The sequence below is a fragment of the Prevotella melaninogenica genome, from assembly GCF_013267595.1.
Taxonomy (GTDB): Bacteria; Bacteroidota; Bacteroidia; order Bacteroidales; family Bacteroidaceae; genus Prevotella; species Prevotella melaninogenica_D.
Genome location: NZ_CP054010.1, coordinates 1,281,940 through 1,299,960, shown reverse-complemented (window position 1 = coordinate 1,299,960; position 18,021 = coordinate 1,281,940). Strand labels below are relative to the sequence as shown.

General features: G+C 41.4%; 15 protein-coding genes. 7 read left to right on the top strand and 8 right to left on the bottom strand.

From position 1 onward, the window contains the following. Nucleotides 1-480: 480 nt before the first annotated feature. The 3 genes from FIU21_RS04815 to mtaB all read right to left on the bottom strand — a co-directional run bounded on the left by FIU21_RS04815 (nt 481) and on the right by mtaB (nt 3,800). Nucleotides 481-1,293, bottom strand: coding sequence for a gliding motility protein GldB-related protein (locus FIU21_RS04815; RefSeq protein WP_004360316.1), 813 nt, complete (start codon nt 1,291-1,293; stop codon nt 481-483). A 123-nt stretch (nt 1,294-1,416) separates the two neighbouring features. Further along, the gene (locus FIU21_RS04810; RefSeq protein WP_004360317.1) at nt 1,417-2,454 is read right to left on the bottom strand and encodes a glycosyltransferase family 2 protein; all 1,038 of its coding nucleotides are present in this window, start codon (nt 2,452-2,454) and stop codon (nt 1,417-1,419) included. After that, nucleotides 2,451-3,800 carry a tRNA (N(6)-L-threonylcarbamoyladenosine(37)-C(2))-methylthiotransferase MtaB gene (gene mtaB / locus FIU21_RS04805; protein WP_004360318.1) on the bottom strand — a complete coding sequence of 450 codons (1,350 nt, stop codon included), beginning with the start codon at nt 3,798-3,800 and terminating at the stop codon, nt 2,451-2,453. The genes FIU21_RS04810 and mtaB overlap by 4 nt, the downstream gene beginning before the upstream one ends. 341 nt (nt 3,801-4,141) lie before the next feature. Here mtaB and FIU21_RS04800 point away from each other — a divergent pair, with 341 nt between their 5' ends. Further along, complete coding sequence (locus FIU21_RS04800) at nt 4,142-4,327, top strand: PG1828 family lipoprotein (protein ID WP_004360319.1); 186 nt, start codon at nt 4,142-4,144, stop codon at nt 4,325-4,327. A 726-nt stretch (nt 4,328-5,053) separates the two neighbouring features. Here the strand turns inward: FIU21_RS04800 and FIU21_RS04795 are convergent. Next, entirely contained in the window at nt 5,054-5,920 is an 867-nt protein-coding gene (locus FIU21_RS04795; protein WP_004360320.1) for a helix-turn-helix domain-containing protein, read from the bottom strand. A 203-nt stretch (nt 5,921-6,123) separates the two neighbouring features. Between FIU21_RS04795 and FIU21_RS04790 the strand changes: the two genes are divergently transcribed. From FIU21_RS04790 to FIU21_RS04765, 6 genes are all read left to right on the top strand, one after another. Then, nucleotides 6,124-7,395 carry a TolC family protein gene (locus FIU21_RS04790; protein ID WP_036886317.1) on the top strand — a complete coding sequence of 424 codons (1,272 nt, stop codon included), beginning with the start codon at nt 6,124-6,126 and terminating at the stop codon, nt 7,393-7,395. Nucleotides 7,396-7,414: 19 nt separating this feature from the next. Beyond that, nucleotides 7,415-8,431 (top strand): HlyD family secretion protein, encoded by a 1,017-nt coding sequence (locus FIU21_RS04785; protein ID WP_036886284.1) that lies wholly within the window; start codon nt 7,415-7,417, stop codon nt 8,429-8,431. Between the two features lie 15 nt (nt 8,432-8,446). Continuing rightward, a complete protein-coding gene (locus FIU21_RS04780) occupies nt 8,447-9,925 on the top strand; it encodes an ATP-binding cassette domain-containing protein (RefSeq protein ID WP_004360323.1) in 1,479 nt (492 codons plus the stop codon). A 33-nt stretch (nt 9,926-9,958) separates the two neighbouring features. Continuing rightward, nucleotides 9,959-11,017: an ABC transporter permease gene (locus FIU21_RS04775; protein ID WP_004360324.1), complete on the top strand. Its 1,059-nt coding sequence runs from the start codon at nt 9,959-9,961 to the stop codon at nt 11,015-11,017. Nucleotides 11,018-11,023: 6 nt separating this feature from the next. After that, nucleotides 11,024-12,112: an ABC transporter permease gene (locus FIU21_RS04770; RefSeq protein WP_004360325.1), complete on the top strand. Its 1,089-nt coding sequence runs from the start codon at nt 11,024-11,026 to the stop codon at nt 12,110-12,112. A 721-nt stretch (nt 12,113-12,833) separates the two neighbouring features. After that, the gene (locus tag FIU21_RS04765) at nt 12,834-13,208 is read left to right on the top strand and encodes a hypothetical protein (RefSeq protein ID WP_004360326.1); all 375 of its coding nucleotides are present in this window, start codon (nt 12,834-12,836) and stop codon (nt 13,206-13,208) included. 358 nt (nt 13,209-13,566) lie between these two features. Here FIU21_RS04765 and FIU21_RS04760 read toward each other — a convergent pair whose 3' ends face one another. The 4 genes from FIU21_RS04760 to FIU21_RS04745 all read right to left on the bottom strand — a co-directional run bounded on the left by FIU21_RS04760 (nt 13,567) and on the right by FIU21_RS04745 (nt 17,942). Further along, the gene (locus FIU21_RS04760) at nt 13,567-14,079 is read right to left on the bottom strand and encodes a hypothetical protein (RefSeq protein WP_004360327.1); all 513 of its coding nucleotides are present in this window, start codon (nt 14,077-14,079) and stop codon (nt 13,567-13,569) included. Nucleotides 14,080-14,088: 9 nt separating this feature from the next. After that, entirely contained in the window at nt 14,089-14,631 is a 543-nt protein-coding gene (locus FIU21_RS04755) for a hypothetical protein (protein ID WP_231291335.1), read from the bottom strand. 170 nt (nt 14,632-14,801) lie between these two features. Further along, nucleotides 14,802-15,062, bottom strand: coding sequence for a SemiSWEET family transporter (locus FIU21_RS04750; protein WP_004360329.1), 261 nt, complete (start codon nt 15,060-15,062; stop codon nt 14,802-14,804). A gap of 189 nt (nt 15,063-15,251) precedes the next feature. After that, entirely contained in the window at nt 15,252-17,942 is a 2,691-nt protein-coding gene (locus FIU21_RS04745; RefSeq protein WP_004360330.1) for a 3'-5' exonuclease, read from the bottom strand. Nucleotides 17,943-18,021: the final 79 nt, after the last annotated feature.

The following is an 18,021-nucleotide window of genomic DNA, read 5'->3' as shown; positions in this document are numbered from 1 at the left end:
AATAAAAGACTTTGCTACAAAAATATAAAAAAAAAGAAGATAAACAAAAACAAACTGACATTTTTGTTATTACATGGCGACAAATTTAAACGTTCACAATAAAATGCACATAAAAAATATTAGCTTATCAACAGATGACAACATATTTACACTGCTTACTTAAAACATCCCTTGTATATCTGCTTAATTGTATCTTGCCACAAATAAAATGATAGTTACAACGTTCACCAGCCCTATTCAAACCTCGTGTTGATGCTCCGCACATGTGGTGCGGAGGCTTAGCACCGCTTGTGCTGAGGGCATATTACCTTATAATATATAGCTTAGGTAAAAATGATTTAGCCTTAAAAAGACCATTGGAGATAAAATGCTATAACCTATTAGATACGATTATCCCCTCTACAAAACCTTTCATACGGTCATTGCCGTTGGTTCTGAGAGGGGATAATATATTTCTTTTGATTTCTTAAACGTTCTCCATTAATTCTCCATAACAGTAAATTTGGAGAAATCTGTCATACGAAGCAGTTCCTCGTAAGTAGTCTTAGGATTCTTCTTCATATAGTTGTCTACAGCTTCCTCATACCGACTGTGATAGGTTCGCTTTGTCATTATCTGATTGACAATCCATTGTATCTTTCCAATCTGCAAGTCACGCTCCACTTGCGGACGCGATTCGAAATGCTGTAAAGGGTAGATACTCATCAAATAGAATGTCATACAATCTGGAAGGATGTATTCACGTGACATCTGCTTACGCTGTGTTGGCGAATAGAACTTCGCATACAAAGGATAATTAGGACCGAGATACTTGTCGAGCGAGATACCGATAGTACCATTACCCACGACAACACTCTGGTCTAAAGCCGATATCTGTGCATAGACTCTTGGGATTGTAATGTTCGGCAAAGCCTGCTTTAGTCGTCTGAAAGCTCCACTAAACTGATGATCAAGGTCCTCTGTATTGGCAAACTCCGACTCTACAGCAGCAATGACAGACTGTAAGGTCATGTCTTGATAGAACTTCAAGAACTTTGTATTGATGTCAGGATCGGTTATCTCACCAATCTTTACGACATCCTCTATCAGTGTGCGAGTTTCAATCGGATACTCTGTATTCATCTGCTGGAGCGCAGAGAAATCACCTGTTGTCAAGTAACGATATTCCAAACGGTCATAGCGATCTATCTCTAATAACAGTGAATTTTTATTCATGCCATCAGATGAAAGTTTGAACTGACAGCCTACACAGGTGAACAGAACAACTAATAATATACAATAGAGATATCTCACAGGCTATTACTGACAGATTGTTTTTACAATATTTGAGTATTGATTGCAAAATTACTAAAATATATTTTAAAACGCAAGTGTTCTGCTAAAAATATTAAAATAACATGCAAATATAACCCATTTTCATTCAGTTAAGGAGCTAAACACCTTACGACCCTTCACGTAGTATTGCCAAAGAAGGGCATATTTCTTACGCCCATCATTCGTACAAGAAGGGAGGTTTTTTCGATGTTTTACCGCTCCATCAAGACGAATAGGTAATCTCTCAAACTCATGTCGCCACTTTTTAAAGGCCCTACGTGCTGAGAAGATTGCCTTAAATTCACTCCAATTATGATTCAGAATCAGCGTTTGAAACGCAGCTAAATAGTCTAAAAACCATCTTACGCGCATGACATGTTTCAACTCATCTTCTGGTAAGTTCTTCCATAACATGGTCAAGTTATTACGGAAGTTCAGGAAGGTTTTACGTGGATTTGACTTAGGCAATGTGCCGCCTCCAACGTGATAAACATAGCTTTCAGGGAAACAGAAGATGCGCTTACCCATCTGATGCAGACGCCAACAGAGGTCGATTTCTTCATTATGAGCAAAGAATCTGCCGTCTAATCCACCTGCAGCCCAATAGTCTATGGCACGTATCATCAAGCAAGCTCCTGTTGCCCAAAGTATCTCTTCACTGTTATCATACTGCCCATTATCATCCTCTACCGTGTCAAAGATGCGTCCACGGCAGAACGGATAGCCATAACGATCGATGAAACCTCCCGATGCACCGGCATACTCAAAAGCATCAGGATTGGCAGCGGAGAGCAGTTTTGGCTGGCAAGCTGCTATGTCCTCATGGGCGTCCATCTCCTCGATGAGGGGCGTAAGCCAGTGGTGCGTCACCTCAACATCACTGTTTAATAACACGTAATATTCGCTGTCTACCTGCTTTAGCGCACGATTATAGCCTTCTGCAAAGCCGTAGTTCTCAGCTAATTCTATCACCCGAACATGTGGATAAGTTTCTTTCAACCAAGCGACAGAGTCATCTGTTGAAGCATTGTCGGCGATGATAACCTCTGCCTCATCTCGTGAATAATTCAGCACAGAAGGGAGATATTGCTCCATCATGCTTCGTCCATTCCAGTTCAATATGACTATCGCTACTTTCATAAGAGTTCTGCCTTTAATGAACTTTGATCGAAATTAAACTCTCCCAATCGTACTCGGAGAATCTGGTTGTCATATTCTTCCTTTGCCTGATCAGGCGACAGTTCCACACGAATATAGTTATCTGTAAAGCCGTGCATAGCCTTTCCGCGTGCCGCTTTCTCAAAGAGGACGTCTGCTTCTTGCCCTATATGCGCTGCATAGAAGGCACGTGTCTTCTCATCAGAGAGCTTCAATAGCTTATGCGCACGGTGCTTCTTCTCACGGTCATCTACCACATAAGGGATTGACAATGCCGCTGTTCCTGGACGTTCTGAATAAGGGAAGACATGGAGTTGGGTGACTGGAAGGGAGTCGAGGAAGTTATAACAATCCTCAAAATACTCTGGTCGCTCGCCACGAGAACCTACCATCACATCCACACCGATAAATGCATCGGGCATCTTTTCCTTAATAAGTTTTATCTTACGAGCGAAGAGTGCTGTATCATAACGACGGTGCATCAACTCCAACACCTCGTCAGAACCACTCTGAAGTGGAATGTGGAAATGTGGCATAAACGCTCGTGATTCTGCACAATACGCTATCAACTCATCATCTATCAAGTCGGGTTCCAGCGAACTAATACGGAAACGCTGTATTCCCTCTACCTTATCTAATGCTTTTACGAGGTCTAAGAAACTCTCACCTGTGGTCTTACCGAAGTCACCTATATTAACACCCGTCAACACAATCTCCTTTCCACCCTCTCTTGCAGCCTCTTCTGCCTGCGCAACAAGCGACTGAATAGTCGGGTTACGTGAGAATCCACGCGCAAAAGGAATCGTGCAATAAGTACAGAAGTAATTACATCCGTCTTGCACCTTTAGGAAGTAGCGTGTACGATTACCACGTGAGCAACTTGCTTGGAAACTTTTAATATCCTTCGTCTTTACAGAGTGATACTCTCCCTCTGACGTTTCTTCTTTAGCTGTATCAACCTTGTTCCATGCATCACTAAGATACTGTACGAGGTCGGCCTTCTCATTACTACCCAATACAAGGTCAACACCTTCTATCTTAGCCACAGTTGCACTCTCAAGCTGTGCATAACAACCTGTCACGATTACGAAAGCACCAGGGTTCTGGCGCACCATACGATGGATGATCTGACGGCACTTATGGTCAGCAACCTCAGTAACCGAACAGGTATTAATCAGACATATGTCTGCCTGCTCAGTCTTCTTCGCTTCACGCACGCCCATATTATATAAGGTACGCGCGAAGGTACTTGTCTCTGAGAAGTTGAGCTTACAACCCAACGTATAGAACTTGGCTGTCTTGCCTTGAAATGCTGCTGTATCTATCATATAACTTGCAAAGTTACAGTAAAATGAAGACAAAACCAAAGAAATAAGCCCGTTTGCTCATCAGAAAAAACAAGAAAAAGACTGAAAATAAGATTTTACACGCTAAAACAAGGCTTTAAAGCCGCTAAAAAGAAAGGGTTTTTAAATTGTGTAGGCACACATTAAAATCTTTAACATTTATTTAATATTCATATCGTATTGACTATCAACAGATTACGAATTTGTTACAAAAGAAGAACAAAAAAAGTTCTAAAAATATTATTGCCGTATAAAAAAAATACTTACCTTTGCATCGTTTTAACAAACAAATGATTGTTTTACAGATTTAAAAAGCAAAGAAAATGAAGAAATTAGTTTTAATGTTCGTAGCTATCGCAGCTATCTCTTTCGCATCTTGTGGTAACAACTCTAAGCCAGCTGCTAACGCTGACTCAACTGCTGACTCAACTGCAGATTCTGCAATGGTTGATAGCGCTAACGCTGATTCTGTTGCTGCTGATTCAGTTGCTGCTGACTCTGTTAAGTAATCAGAGAACGAACAGAAAAAGAGAGAAATTGGCCGCAGGACATTGTCCTGCGGTTTTTTCGTTTATAGACATGAGGTAATCAGAACCATGATTTATCTAATGCAAAATTCATAATTCATAATTCATAATTATGATTACTGCTTTTGCTGTAGATAAGATAACTAAACCACTTTGAGACAAAGTAAGATTAAGACTGGGTAACAGAAGAACAAAGACAGGATAAAATAAAGACAAAGTAACAGAAGAACGTTTCTTTGGTTGACAAGGTAACGAGTTGACAAGTTAACAAGTTACTTGTAAACAGAGTAAATGAAAGACAAAGTAGAAGAACAAAAGTTGAATTAGATTAAGATAGGAGAACAGAAGAACAATTGCTTTTCACACAATTATGCCTTTTAAATTCTTTTTCCCGTTTACAAGAAGAATGGTTTTTGTAAATAAAATTCTAAGACTGAAAACAAGAAGGGCGTAAATTGGCTTCCAATTAACGCCCTTTTGGCTTGCTAAAGATGCCCTTTTGAAGTCCAAGTAACGCCCTTTTGGAATCTTACTAAGCACCTTTAAAAACGCAATTATGCAACTATCTGATTCTATGCAACTTACAAAAGCAGTCTTATAGCTCGTTTTTTCGCCTTTTAAAGCTCAAAAGTATCTTTGTTTTGTAAATAAAATTCAAATTCATTCCCGTATTTTTAGCTTTGAAAAATAGGACTCAAAACATCTTTCTTATTTATAGGTTGTTTCCTGATAAGCACGAGGTGTCAAGCCTGTTTCGCGTTTAAAAAACTTAGAAAAAGCAGAAGCACTGGGGAAATTCATGCGATTTGCAACTTCATAAGCCATCATTCCGTTAGTTTTCAGCAGTAGCTTTGCCTCTTGTATGGTGGCTCGATTTATCCAAGACATCACACTCTGCCCACTTGCCTTCTTTATCGTCGCAGAAAGATGATGTGGCGTTACATGCAGTTGAGAGGCATAATAAGGAATTGAGCGTTCCTGCATACAATGCTGTTTTATCAGCCGTTTGAATTGAAGAAAGAGTTCCTGAGTACGCGTAGAGCCTTCATTCTGAACGTTTTGTGCCACCACCTCGTTTAGTTCTTGCACATCTGCAACAATCGTTTTAGACAAATATTGTACGGTTTTTCGACGATAAGGAGCAAGGTGTACAACATCCCATAAAAGATAGTACATCCTCAGTAATCTGTCAAATTCTGCAGGAGAGGTTTTGTATACCACCTCATCAGACATCTCAACACTATCCCTAAACACAACAGCCATCACACGAGCATCGTCAGAAATCTTATTAACTTCAACGATTGTATCGGCAGGACTCAACATAACATTTCCTTTTTCAATATGATAATCCTGCAGATTGATACAGACCTCTGCACTACCTTCCAACAAAAGAATGAAACGCGGCTCTACCATCTGGTAGATTTCTTCTTTACTAAAAACAGGAATCCGCTGTACACTTCCATTAAGGATAAGAACCAAATCGTCGTTGACAAAGAACTTATCCTGCTGGCTAAGAACTTCATTTAAATTCAGATTATCTACCGAAAGATGGTTTATAACTTTCGTAGTACTCATAAAATGTCCTTTTTGTATGATTTAATTGCAAATTTACTATTATTCTAATGAAATAAAGAATAATCTTAATACCAATCGTACAAAAAGACAATTTTATCTAATCTTTGGATAATCAGATAACAAGAAAGATATAATATCTTTGCATCGTTCAGATAAAGAAGGGATTAAACCACAGTAAATAAGCTTAAAATAAAGATATGAATATGAAGAAAATAATGATAAGCCTTGCCTTAATAATGCTATCTTCCGTTAGTCGAGCACAAACATTGGAAGAGTGTCAGCAGGCAGCAGAGAAGAATTATCCTCTTATCAAGCAGTATGGATTGATTGCTAAGACAACGCAACTGACGGTTAAGAACATTCAGAAAGGGTGGCTTCCACAACTCACGGCATCAGCGCAAGCAACCTACCAGAGTGCTGTTACGGCTTGGCCAGAGAGCATGCAGACTATGTATCAGCAGATGGGACTCAATATGAGAGGACTGCGTAAGGATCAATATAAGATTGGTGTTGACCTCCAGCAGACAATCTACGATGGCGGTGCTATTAGCAGTCAACGCAACATTGCACAGCAAGAGGGAAAAGTACAGGAGGTACAGACGGAGACAAATCTATATCAGGTGCGTCGACGTGTCAATGAAATGTATTTCTCATTGCTGTTACTGAACGAACAAATCCAACTCAATGAGGATGTAAAAGCCCTGTTACAGTCAAGTGAGAAAAAGCTTTCTGCCATGGTAAAAGGCGGTACGGCTGCTACAAGCGACCTCGACAATGTGCGAGCAGAACGACTCAGCGTAGAGCAACAGAATGAGAATCTAAAGCAACAAAAGCTAATGCTACAGCGTATGTTAAGCGTATTCTGTGGTTTCGAGGTGAACAATACACAGAAGCCTAAGCCTATCCAGATAGCTTCGTTAGTAAATAAACGTCCTGAGATGCGCCTATACAATAGTCAATTAGAACTTACTGAAGCTAAGGAGAAGGCCTTAGACACACAGCTACGACCCAAGTTAGGACTTTTTGCACAAGGCTTTTACGGCTATCCTGGACTGAATATGTTTGAGGATATGATGAATCGCAAGTGGAGTCTTAATGGTATTGTTGGTGTCAAATTGTCATGGAATGTAAGTGCACTCTACACGCATAAGAACGACAAAGCAAGGCTAAACGCCCAACAAGAAATGATAGAGAATGCTCGGGAAGTATTTCTTTTCAACAATAAACTGGAGGAGATACAGCAATCGGAGAATATCAATCGTTATCAAACAATGATGAAAAGCGACGATGAAATCATCGTATTGCGCACGAATGTACGTAAGGCAGCAGAATCAAAACTTACTCACGGAATCATAGACGTCATTAGCTTGCTGCGAGAGATAAACAATGAGAATGCAGCTAAGACACAACAGACCATCCACGAGATTGATATGCTCAAAGAGATGTATAACTTGAAATATACAAACAACGAATAAAAACAACCAAACAAAGGATATGAAAAAGATCGTTTTATTAACAAGTCTTGCCATTATCATGGCATCTTGCGGAAAAGATAAGAAGGATTATGATGCTACAGGAACATTCGAAGCAACTGAAGTAACGGTATCAGCGGAGTCTACTGGTCAACTGATAAGCTTCAATATTGCTGAAGGACAACTGCTTAACAACGGACTAACAGTTGGCCAGATTGACTCCCGCCAACTCTCATTAAAGCGTGAACAATTGGCTACAAGCAACGAACAACTAACTGCAACACATAGTCAACTCGAGGCAAATAAACGTCAGTTAGAGGCGAATAGACAAGCAACAGCAAGCAGACAGTTAGACCTTGAGAAGCAGGTGGCATCTATTCGCCAACAAATTGCTAATCAGCAACGTGAGCGTGAACGCTTTTCTGAACTCTTAAAAGACGGTGCTGTGCCACGTAAACAGGTTGATGACATTGATTATCAGATACAAGTACTACAGAAACAACTCGTAGCTACGCAGGAACAGATTGCCAGTCAGAATACATCTTTAGCCGAACAGAATAAGGGTTTGGCTGCTCAAATGGACGGAATAAGCTCACAGCAGACCGGAGTAAGCGCACAGCAGGCGGGAGTTCGCAATCAGCAAGCCCAGATTGACGACCAAATTGCTCACACCTTTGTGAAGAGTCCGCTCACAGGAACAGTCTTAGAGAAGTATGTTGAACAAGGAGAATTTGTCTCTGTAGGCAAGCCTTTGTTCAAAATTGCAGACACCAAGCGTATGTACTTACGCGCATATATCACCTCTGAACAGCTTAAAAACGTCAAGTTAGGACAAAAGGTAAAGGTGATAGCAGACTATGGTGGCGGCGAGAAAAAGCAATATGATGGTGTCGTTACATGGATTTCAAGTCGCTCAGAGTTCACTCCAAAGAGTATTGTCACCGATGATGAACGTGCCGACTTGGTCTATGCTATCAAGATACAGTTCCAAAACGATGGTTATGCAAAGATTGGAATGTATGGCGAAGTGAAGTTTTAAAGCAAGAAATAAACGATGACTGCAATAGAAGTAAACAACATATCAAAGTATTACGGGAAGGTACAAGCATTGAAGGATGTTAGCTTCTCGGTGAATAAAGGTGAGATATTCGGTCTTATCGGACCTGACGGAGCTGGCAAGACTTCTATGTTTCGCATCCTTTGTTCGCTGCTTTTGCCTAAGACAGGAACCGCTACAGTAGACGGATTTGACGTGGTCAGCCAGATGAAAGAGGTACGTAAGCGGGTCGGTTATATGCCTGGAAGTTTCTCACTTTATCAGGATTTGACAATAGAAGAGAACATTAACTTCTTTGCTACGCTCTTCAATACAACGGTAGAAGAGAACTATGATACCATCAAACCTATCTATTCACAGATTGAACAGTTTAAGAATAGGAAGGCAGGAGCACTCTCAGGCGGTATGAAACAGAAGTTAGCACTCTGCTGTGCATTGGTCCATCAGCCAAGTGTTCTCTTCCTTGACGAGCCGACAACAGGTGTTGATCCAGTCAGCCGAAAGGAGTTTTGGGAGATTCTCAGCCAACTGAAGGAGCGCGAGATAACCATCGTTGCCTCCACGCCTTACCTCGATGAGGTGAGAAGTTGCGAGCGAGTAGTCTTCCTTTCAGAAGGAGTAGTACAAGGAATAGGCACAGCTGACGATATTCTTACAGCATTTAAAGACATCTTCAACCCACCAGCTATCGAACGAACAACGAACGATAAGGCGATTAACGATACAAACAAAGAAGCTGAAAAGGTCATTGAAGTAGAACATCTTATCAAGGCTTTCGGTTCATTCCACGCTGTAGACGATATCTCCTTTACGGTGAAGAAGGGCGAAATCTTCGGTTTTCTCGGTGCTAACGGAGCCGGAAAGACCACCGCTATGCACATGCTTACGGGCCTCAACCAGCCTACTAACGGCACAGGAAGGGTTGTTGGGTTTGATATCCGTACCGAATATGAGCAGATCAAACGACATATCGGCTACATGAGTCAGAAGTTCTCGCTATATGATGACCTCACCGTTGCCGAGAACATCAGCCTTTTTGCTGGTATCTACGGTATGAAAGACGACGAAATACGCCGTAAGACGGATGCGTTATTAGAACGTTTGAACTTCTCAGAACACCGCAATACGTTGGTAACTAACCTGCCTTTAGGCTGGAAACAAAAGCTTGCTTTCTCTGTAAGTATCTTCCATAATCCTGGTGTTGTGTTCCTTGATGAACCTACAGGAGGCGTCGATCCCGCCACACGTCGCCAGTTCTGGGAGCTTATCTATGATGCTGCAAGGCGAGGGATAACGGTCTTTGTGACCACACACTATATGGATGAAGCTGAGTATTGCGACCGTATTTCGATCATGGTAGACGGTAAGATAAAGGCTTTGGGGACACCCGACGAACTAAAGCGGACGCTCAATCAACCCGATATGGACCATGTATTTACTTATCTGGCACGTCAAGCAAAGCGCAGTTCAGATTAAGATTACCTATCCATTTAAAACAAACAATTATAGATGAACCCATTTTTTTCATTTGTTATCAAGGAAACCAAGCATATTCTTCGCGACAAACGCACGATGTTGATGCTGTTTGGTATGCCCATCGTAATGATGCTTCTCTTTGGTTTTGCCGTCACCAATGATGTGCGAAACGTACGCATTATTGTCGTAATGAGCAATGCTGACAATGCCACTCAGCAAGTAGCTGACCGCTTGGCAGCCTCTGAATACTTCACATTGACAAAGGTTGTGACGACTCCTAATGAAGCCGAGAAAGCTATCCGTGACCAAAAAGCCGACATGGCAATCGTCTTTTCACAGGATTTTGCAAGTAAGAAGTCGGGCTATCAACTCATTGTCGATGGTGCAGACCCCAACATGGCACAGCAATGGACCATCTATGCCAATGCCGTTATCAATAATACAGAGGCAAAGGCGGTGAACACAAAGCTACTTTACAACCCTCGGATGAAGTCTACTTATAACTTCGTCCCTGCCATTATGGGTACGTTGCTGATGCTCGTATGTGCTATGATGACCTCTATTTCCATAGTCCGTGAGAAGGAGAAAGGGACCATGGAGGTGCTGCTTGTATCGCCAACAAAGCCCTTAATGATTATTGTTGCGAAGTTAGTACCCTATCTTGTGCTTGCCTTCACCATCCTTTCAATCATCTTACTCATGTCGTCCTTCGTATTAGGCGTACCCATAAAGGGTTCCTTGGTCTGGATATACGTGGTTTCAACTATCTACATCCTATTAGCGCTATCGTTAGGAATCCTTGTGTCAACAATAGCCGAGACACAACTCGTTGCCCTCCTCATATCAGCGATGTTATTAATGATGCCTGTCATTATGCTCTCTGGAATGATGTTCCCAATAGAGTCAATGCCGAAGATATTACAATACATCTCAGCCATTGTCCCTACTCGTTATTACATCAGTGCGATGCGTAAACTGATGATTATGGGTGTCGGAATTGAAGAAGTTTACTTTGAAGTGTCCATACTTATAAGTATGCTCATAGCCTTGATGTCGCTTGCACTGGCTAAGTTTAACAAACGATTAGAATAGAAAACTATGATACTAAAATATCTTCTAAGAAAGGAATTCACCCAGATACGTCGTAACTCCTTTCTGCCAAGACTTATCATTACCTTCCCGATAATGATTATGTGCGTTATGCCGTGGGTAATGAATATGGAGGTTAAGAACATTGTTGTGGATGTTGTCGACAACGACCGCTCTACCCTCTCACAACAATTAGTACACGAGATAGAAGCAAACAAATACTTCATCTTCCATGGGCAGCAGCCTACCTACGCACAAGCACTCAAGAATATAGAACATTCTGAGGCGGATGTTGTGGTTGTTATCCCCCAGAACTACAGCCGTGATTTAAACTCAGGACGTGTTCCACAGGTCCTGATTGCGGCTAATGCTGTCAATGGAACAAAGGGAGCACTGGGTTCGGGATACCTTTCTCAGATTGTTTCTGCAAATGTCTTGCCCTCTACAACAGCCATAAAGTCAAAGATTGACACGCTTTATCTCTACAACAAACATCTTAACTTCAAGGTTTTTATGATTCCTGCACTGTTGGCTATGGTGATGATGATGATAACTGGTTACCTACCAACACTTAACATCGTCAGCGAAAAAGAGAAGGGAACAATTGAACAGATAAACGTGACACCCGTGAGCAAATGGACTTTCATACTTTCGAAGTTGATTCCTTATTGGATGATAGCTTTCTTCATCGTGACGGTTTGTCTGTTGTTATCTTGGCTTCTCTACGACATCACCCCTGTAGGGAATATAGCCCTCATCTATCTCCTTTCGATGTTGCTTGCACTGTTCTTCTCATCCTTTGGACTGATTATTTCTAATTACTCCGATACCATGCAGCAGGCAATCTTCGTGATGTGGTTCTTCATGGTTATACTCCTGTTGCTCTCAGGACTATTCACCCCGACACGTTCGATGCCACCTTTTGCTTATCTTTCCACTTATATCAACCCTGTGAGCTACTTCATTGAGGCGATGCGTACAGTATTCATCCGTGGTGGAAACATCAGTAGCATAGCTCATCAGCTGCTTGCCCTCTCGGGAATAGGTCTCTTTATGGGAACTTGGACGGTAGTGAGTTATAAGAAGAACAAAAGATAGAGTAACGTTTATTTAGTTGACAAGTTAACGAGTTGACAAGTTGACGAGTTGCTTGTAGACAGAGTAAATGAAAGACAAAGTAACAGGAGAACGATTATTTAGGTGACAAGTTAACGAGTTAATTGTAGACAGGGTAATTGAAAGACAGAGTAATGGAAGAACGATTCTTTAGTTGACAAGTTAACGAGAAGACAAGTTAACGAGTTGCTTGCAGACAGGGTAATTGAAAGACAAAGTAACAGGAGAACGATTATTTAGTTGACAAGTTAACAAGAAGAGAAGTTAACGAGTTAATTGTAGACAGGGTAATTGAAAGACAAAGTAACAGGAGAACGATTATTTGGTAGACAAGGTAACGAGTAGACGAGTTAACGAGTTGCTTGTAAGCTGGAGAAAAGAAAGACAGAGTAACAGGAGAACGATTGATTTTCGCATACTTCTGTCTTTTAAGTCCTCTATAGTTCCTGTAAGAATGTGGGTTATTGTAAAGAAAATTCTAAGACTGCAAACGAAAAGGGTGTAATTTGTAAATAAAATTCAAACACTAAAGAAGTGTTTTACGACTTTTGTAATCATCAAAAGAAAAACATTCTACAAAGCAATTTTATAATAGTGACGGCGTTTATATCATAAAAGGGGTATAGACTATAATTCTGTTTTGGTCAGCCTTTTAGGGCATATGCACTTATCCTGATTGTTGATATTGGTAAAATCGTGAGGTATGAGATACTACTTACTTTCTATTCTCTTGTCTGTTTTGCTCGCTGCTTGCGGCAGAAACGATGGACCCGTTTACCCTAAAGAATTTATAGGGAATTGGGTTGGTGTGGAAAAGACAAACATTGGTATGCGTCCAACACTCGACGTGACGGATTCTACTGTTGCATTCGACCCAGGTGCAGGCGACACTTGCAAGTGGTTTAATAGTTACCACTTTGTGAACGACTCGCTTTTTTTAGTCTATGACGAGAATGACACTAACCGCTGTAAAGTCATGGAGTTACACGATAGCATACTGACTATCAAAGGTTTGTTATGGTACGAGGACAAAGAAGTTAGCTTTGTGCGACAAAAAAAAGGGTATTCAAGACTTTAGAGTGATAAGGTTTGCTACTTAAGGTTAGGTTTCTGAAGAAATGTCACACGGAGGGACGGAGAATACGGAGGGATATCAAAGTAAAGCAATGAAAGTAACGGAGGCACCGTCGGTGCATAGAGCAACGGAGGTTGTTTGCACACTTTTTTAGCTACTTTATGCCCAAAGCATTTATCCCAAAAGTTATCAAGAATCTGTAGGCTACACCTCCGTCGCTCGTTGTGCCGTCGGCACCTCCGTGACATTGCGTTTACCTCCGTCCCCTCCGTGACTCTGTGTGCCTATTATATAAGACGCTTAGTTGAGCACTCCATATTTCGGAAGAACCAAAAATAAGTATAACGTGTTTAAAATCGTCCTATTCATTTACGATAACTCCTTTATCCAAGTTTATTATAAGCCTCTTACGCTCCTTCCCAAGATCTTTCAGAAACCTGAATTTCACCCTATAGTCTTCACGAGTAATCCCAGCAACACCCTTTTGATAGATGACTCTATAATATGAAAATAAAGCAACATCCGCCATCAAAACACCCTCTTTCTTATAACCTAAGTATTGCTGAAAATAGCAGTCAAAGGGAAGAAACTCATCTTGATGCCTATGAATATACTTCCTTACGACAGCTTTAGCGACTTCAAACTCCTTATCATTCAGTTGCTTCGGAACCTCTGTCCTAATCTTACCAAACAATGAGTCTCCATTAGCCGTTACCGCCTTCTCGGAAATAACATTGTATATCTTTTGCCCCGTCTCATCCTTTGCGTAGACATACACAGTATCATATGGAGAATGAACGGTTGTTACTTTTCGCGTCTTTGTTGTGCAACAGAATAGAAGGAGACAAGAAAAGATAAGTAGTATAGTCTTCATACGCTTCGATTAATTGTTTTTCAACGGAATATCCCCTACAAAAATCCATACAGATTGACTCCTTCCGTTCTCACTTTTTATTAAAGGTGAGAAGATACTATCACCATTTTCTCGTGCAATGGGGTACCGCTTATTCATAAACCAAACAGCATCCTTCGTGCGATAAAGCTTCATCTTGATATAAGGTTTATCCGAAACATAATAGCCACCATATTCTTTCAAAAACTCATAATTGGGGAAGTCTTGCACCAAGATACCCTCTGTCAGTCCCTCACTTGTTATGGTATGAGAGAGGACTCCATCGGTATATACCCATCCGCGCAACAGTGTAAAGAACTTATTTCCGATACCTATTGGAGCCGTGTTGAAGTCGTAATCTTCACATTTCATGATGACAATGTCGTCCTTGAACGCCTTTAGATGTTCCCTCTGGTCAGGAAAATGACCTACTGCGACACCCGAATCCTTCTGCCCACCAACTGTTTTTGTCTTGCAGGCAGTCAGTAGAAAGGAGAGAAAGAGCAGTGTTAGAGCTACTTGATATCGTTTCATACGCATCGTTGTTGTTCGTTTGTAGTGTTCGAAAATAGGTGCTGTTAGCTACGCCAAAGATAATAAAAGTTTTGCATACAACAATGTAATTCTACTGATTTTCAGCCTAAAAACAAAAATCCCCTTCACACGAAAGAATGAAGAGGAAGCTTATTTTATATTGTTATGACTTACAATGCAGTAAAAGCTGCTACAAAACCAAAGATGATACCCGGTGTGTTAGCAATCGCCAAAGGCCAGTCACGCTTCTCTTTGAACAATCCGTAAGCAACCCATAAGGTACAGTTTACACCTGCCATAAATGGCTGAATGAAGGTTCCCTTCTGCCCTGCTAAGTTGTTTTCTATCTGTGGAATGTAGAATACATACATTAAAACTGATGTTACCATACCAATCCATCCCATAGAGGTGAAGAACTTTTCTTTTGTCATATTATTCTGATTTTATTTGTTTATGAATACAAGAAAGATTTAGTTTATATCTTTTCTTTACCTATCTAACATTTCATTTTAACGCTACAAAGATACAAATCATTTCTTTTTTAAACAAATGATAGACAAAACATATCGTTTCATCTATTACTTTCTTGTCTTATATCAGTTATTTGATATAGCTGAATCCTAATTAAAATACTTTTGAATACTATCCATTAGGGGTGTCAGATCACGATTGAAAACCCTTCTATGACGGTCAACTTTCTGCAGAGCATAGGCTATGAAAAGCCTACGTTTAGCACGTGACATGGCTACATAGAACTTACGAGCGTCTTCCTCGTCTTGCTGTTTGGTCTTGTTATAGGTGTTCGGATAGCGCCCATCGGCTGCATCAAAGATGATAACATTATCAAACTCCAGTCCCTTTGCCTTGTGAACGGTCGTCACATAGATGCGCTCAAGAATACTCTTACTATTACAGAAGTCGGCTTCTTTCAACGTATTAATATCCATTACATACTGCGAGAGCTGTGGTGCAAGGGCATTAGCTACCGTCTCATCCGTCAGCATATCTATGCGGAGATAACGGAGGATATAGTCTAATCGGGGGATGTCATTGATCAAACCATCGGAATGAAAGGCGTTATAAGCAGCGGAGAGCTCGCTGACAAGGGCTGGCTCATGGTCGGTTGATAGCTTATAAAGTCGGTTGACAGCCTCTCGATAGCGTTCGCCATAATTGCTACGCAGCACGTTGGCAAATGGTTTCACCTTCGGATGGTGGATAAAAGCCTCTTGTTGTGCTTGCTTCTCACGTGCTTTCTCAGCACAGAGGCGCACAAGACTGACCGTTGCCTTCACATCATCAATTGCCTGATGACTATTAACACCTGCCAAATGGAAGGTCTCGAGAAGGCTTTCCAACTTATAAGAATGAAGGCTCGGAGCCAATAGTCTTATCAGTTTGAGCGAGTCGAAGCAACGAATATCATGTGCCTGCATCGTGTCCTTACAGTAACGTTGCAGATTATTGTCCAATATGTTGTAATCATAGTTGGCATTATGACCGAGGATAGGGCTGGTCCCAACGTAGGCAAGGAAACGCTGTAAGGCATCAGAAGGAGAGAGTAATTCGCCTGTAGACATCTTCTCATGATAGATAGCATACATCGGATTCTCCTTGTCTCCGAGCATTGGTAGAATCGGTTTATCGGTCTCTATGTAGAGATCAAGCGGTTCGCCAACCACTTCCCCACCCTTAATTCGGATGGCAGCTATCTCTATAATGTCATCTTGAAAGACATTTAAGCCTGTTGTTTCAGTATCGAAGACAACGATTTCTTCCTCGTTGTAGGCACGAAGAAACTCTGCAGTGTAACAGCTTTCGGGATAGAGAAGGAAGTCGGATGGCAACAGTGCCAACTGCTTTAGCTTCCAATTAAATCGGCGAGCAAGGGCATGAGAAGGGAAGGCATGCACCCCTTTCATGATACGTGTCCACGCTATAGAATTATGTTCATTAGAGAGTACACTCAAATGTGCCAACAATAGCTTGACATCTGGTGTATCGAAGAGGTCGCGACCAGACACCTTAAAGTGAGTCAGCCCTGCTTCCGTCATAGCTTCACTGATACGATCAGCATCCGAATTAGCACTAACGATGACGGCTGTACGCTCTTCCTTGTTCTGCTCATAAAGGGAGAGTGCCTCAGTGGTAATATCCTTATGTTCAGCTTCTATCGTACTACTATGTATGATTCTCAAGTCTCCCGACGTAGCCTTAGTGTCATTATCGGAAAGAGGAAGCAGTTCGCGGTCTATCTTCAGTTGCTTTTCTGCATAGTCATTGAAGACATCGAGCAAGTATTTTGGCGAACGGTGGTTACGCTGCAGATGATGTATATTACCCTTACAGCGCATCTTCAAGAGAGTCAGTGTTTCCACTTTCGCCCCCATAAAAGAGAAGATAGCCTGCTGTTCATCGCCTAAGTACATCACCATCGGGTTGTCCTCTGCTGTCAACAAGTCGATGATAGCAAGCTGCATACCGTTAAGATCCTGCACCTCATCCACTTGTATCCACAGATATCGTTTACAGGTAGGGTCAGAACGATAGATATCGTAAGTATAGAGCAGTAAGTCTTCGAAGTCGAAGAGGTGATTCTCCTCCTTGTATCGGGCATAACAGCCAGCGTAATACATCTTCCAAAGCAGTACACGAATTCTATCTGCCGTCTTCCCATCAAGCCCTGGCGCATTCGCCTCGTCCATGTATTCCTGTGCATGGTGATAGATATTCACTACCGCCTGCTCGTCATATTCAATCTTTTGTGAGGCACAGATGTGCTTTACTGCTTCCCTATCATCATCCGTAAAACTCTCTGGATGAAGGTAATACTTCCACGGATGCTGGTGTTCCAACTGATAGATGAAATGCTGAAAGAAGATAATCGTTTGATAACCTTTGTATCGGTTGAAGTCTCTTGTCACTCCTTCTTCATCTTCATTGCGGTAATCAGCGATAATACTCACCGCCTCTTCGTCGTCAATAATGGCAGAATCGGCTGGTATACGTCCCTGTTCAAAGAGGAACTTAGAACAAAAACGATGCACATTACCCACCATCAGTTCGGAGAAATCACCTCCCACCACCTTCTGAATACGGTTGGTCATCTCTCTTGCAGCACGGTTGGTGAACGTAAGACAGAGCATATCCTCATACTTCACACCCCTTTCTCGTGCGTATCTTATCCTCTCTGCGAGGATATGTGTCTTTCCACATCCTGGCGATGCCAGCACAAGATGATATCCCTGACTTGCCTCAACGACAGGAATCTGATATTTATCTAAACTTGATGTGTAATTGTTTTCTCCCATAGAAAGTATTCTTTATAGCAATAGATGCTCCTTCTGCAAAAGTAAGAAAAAGATTGGAAATAACTCGTTATCAACCTAA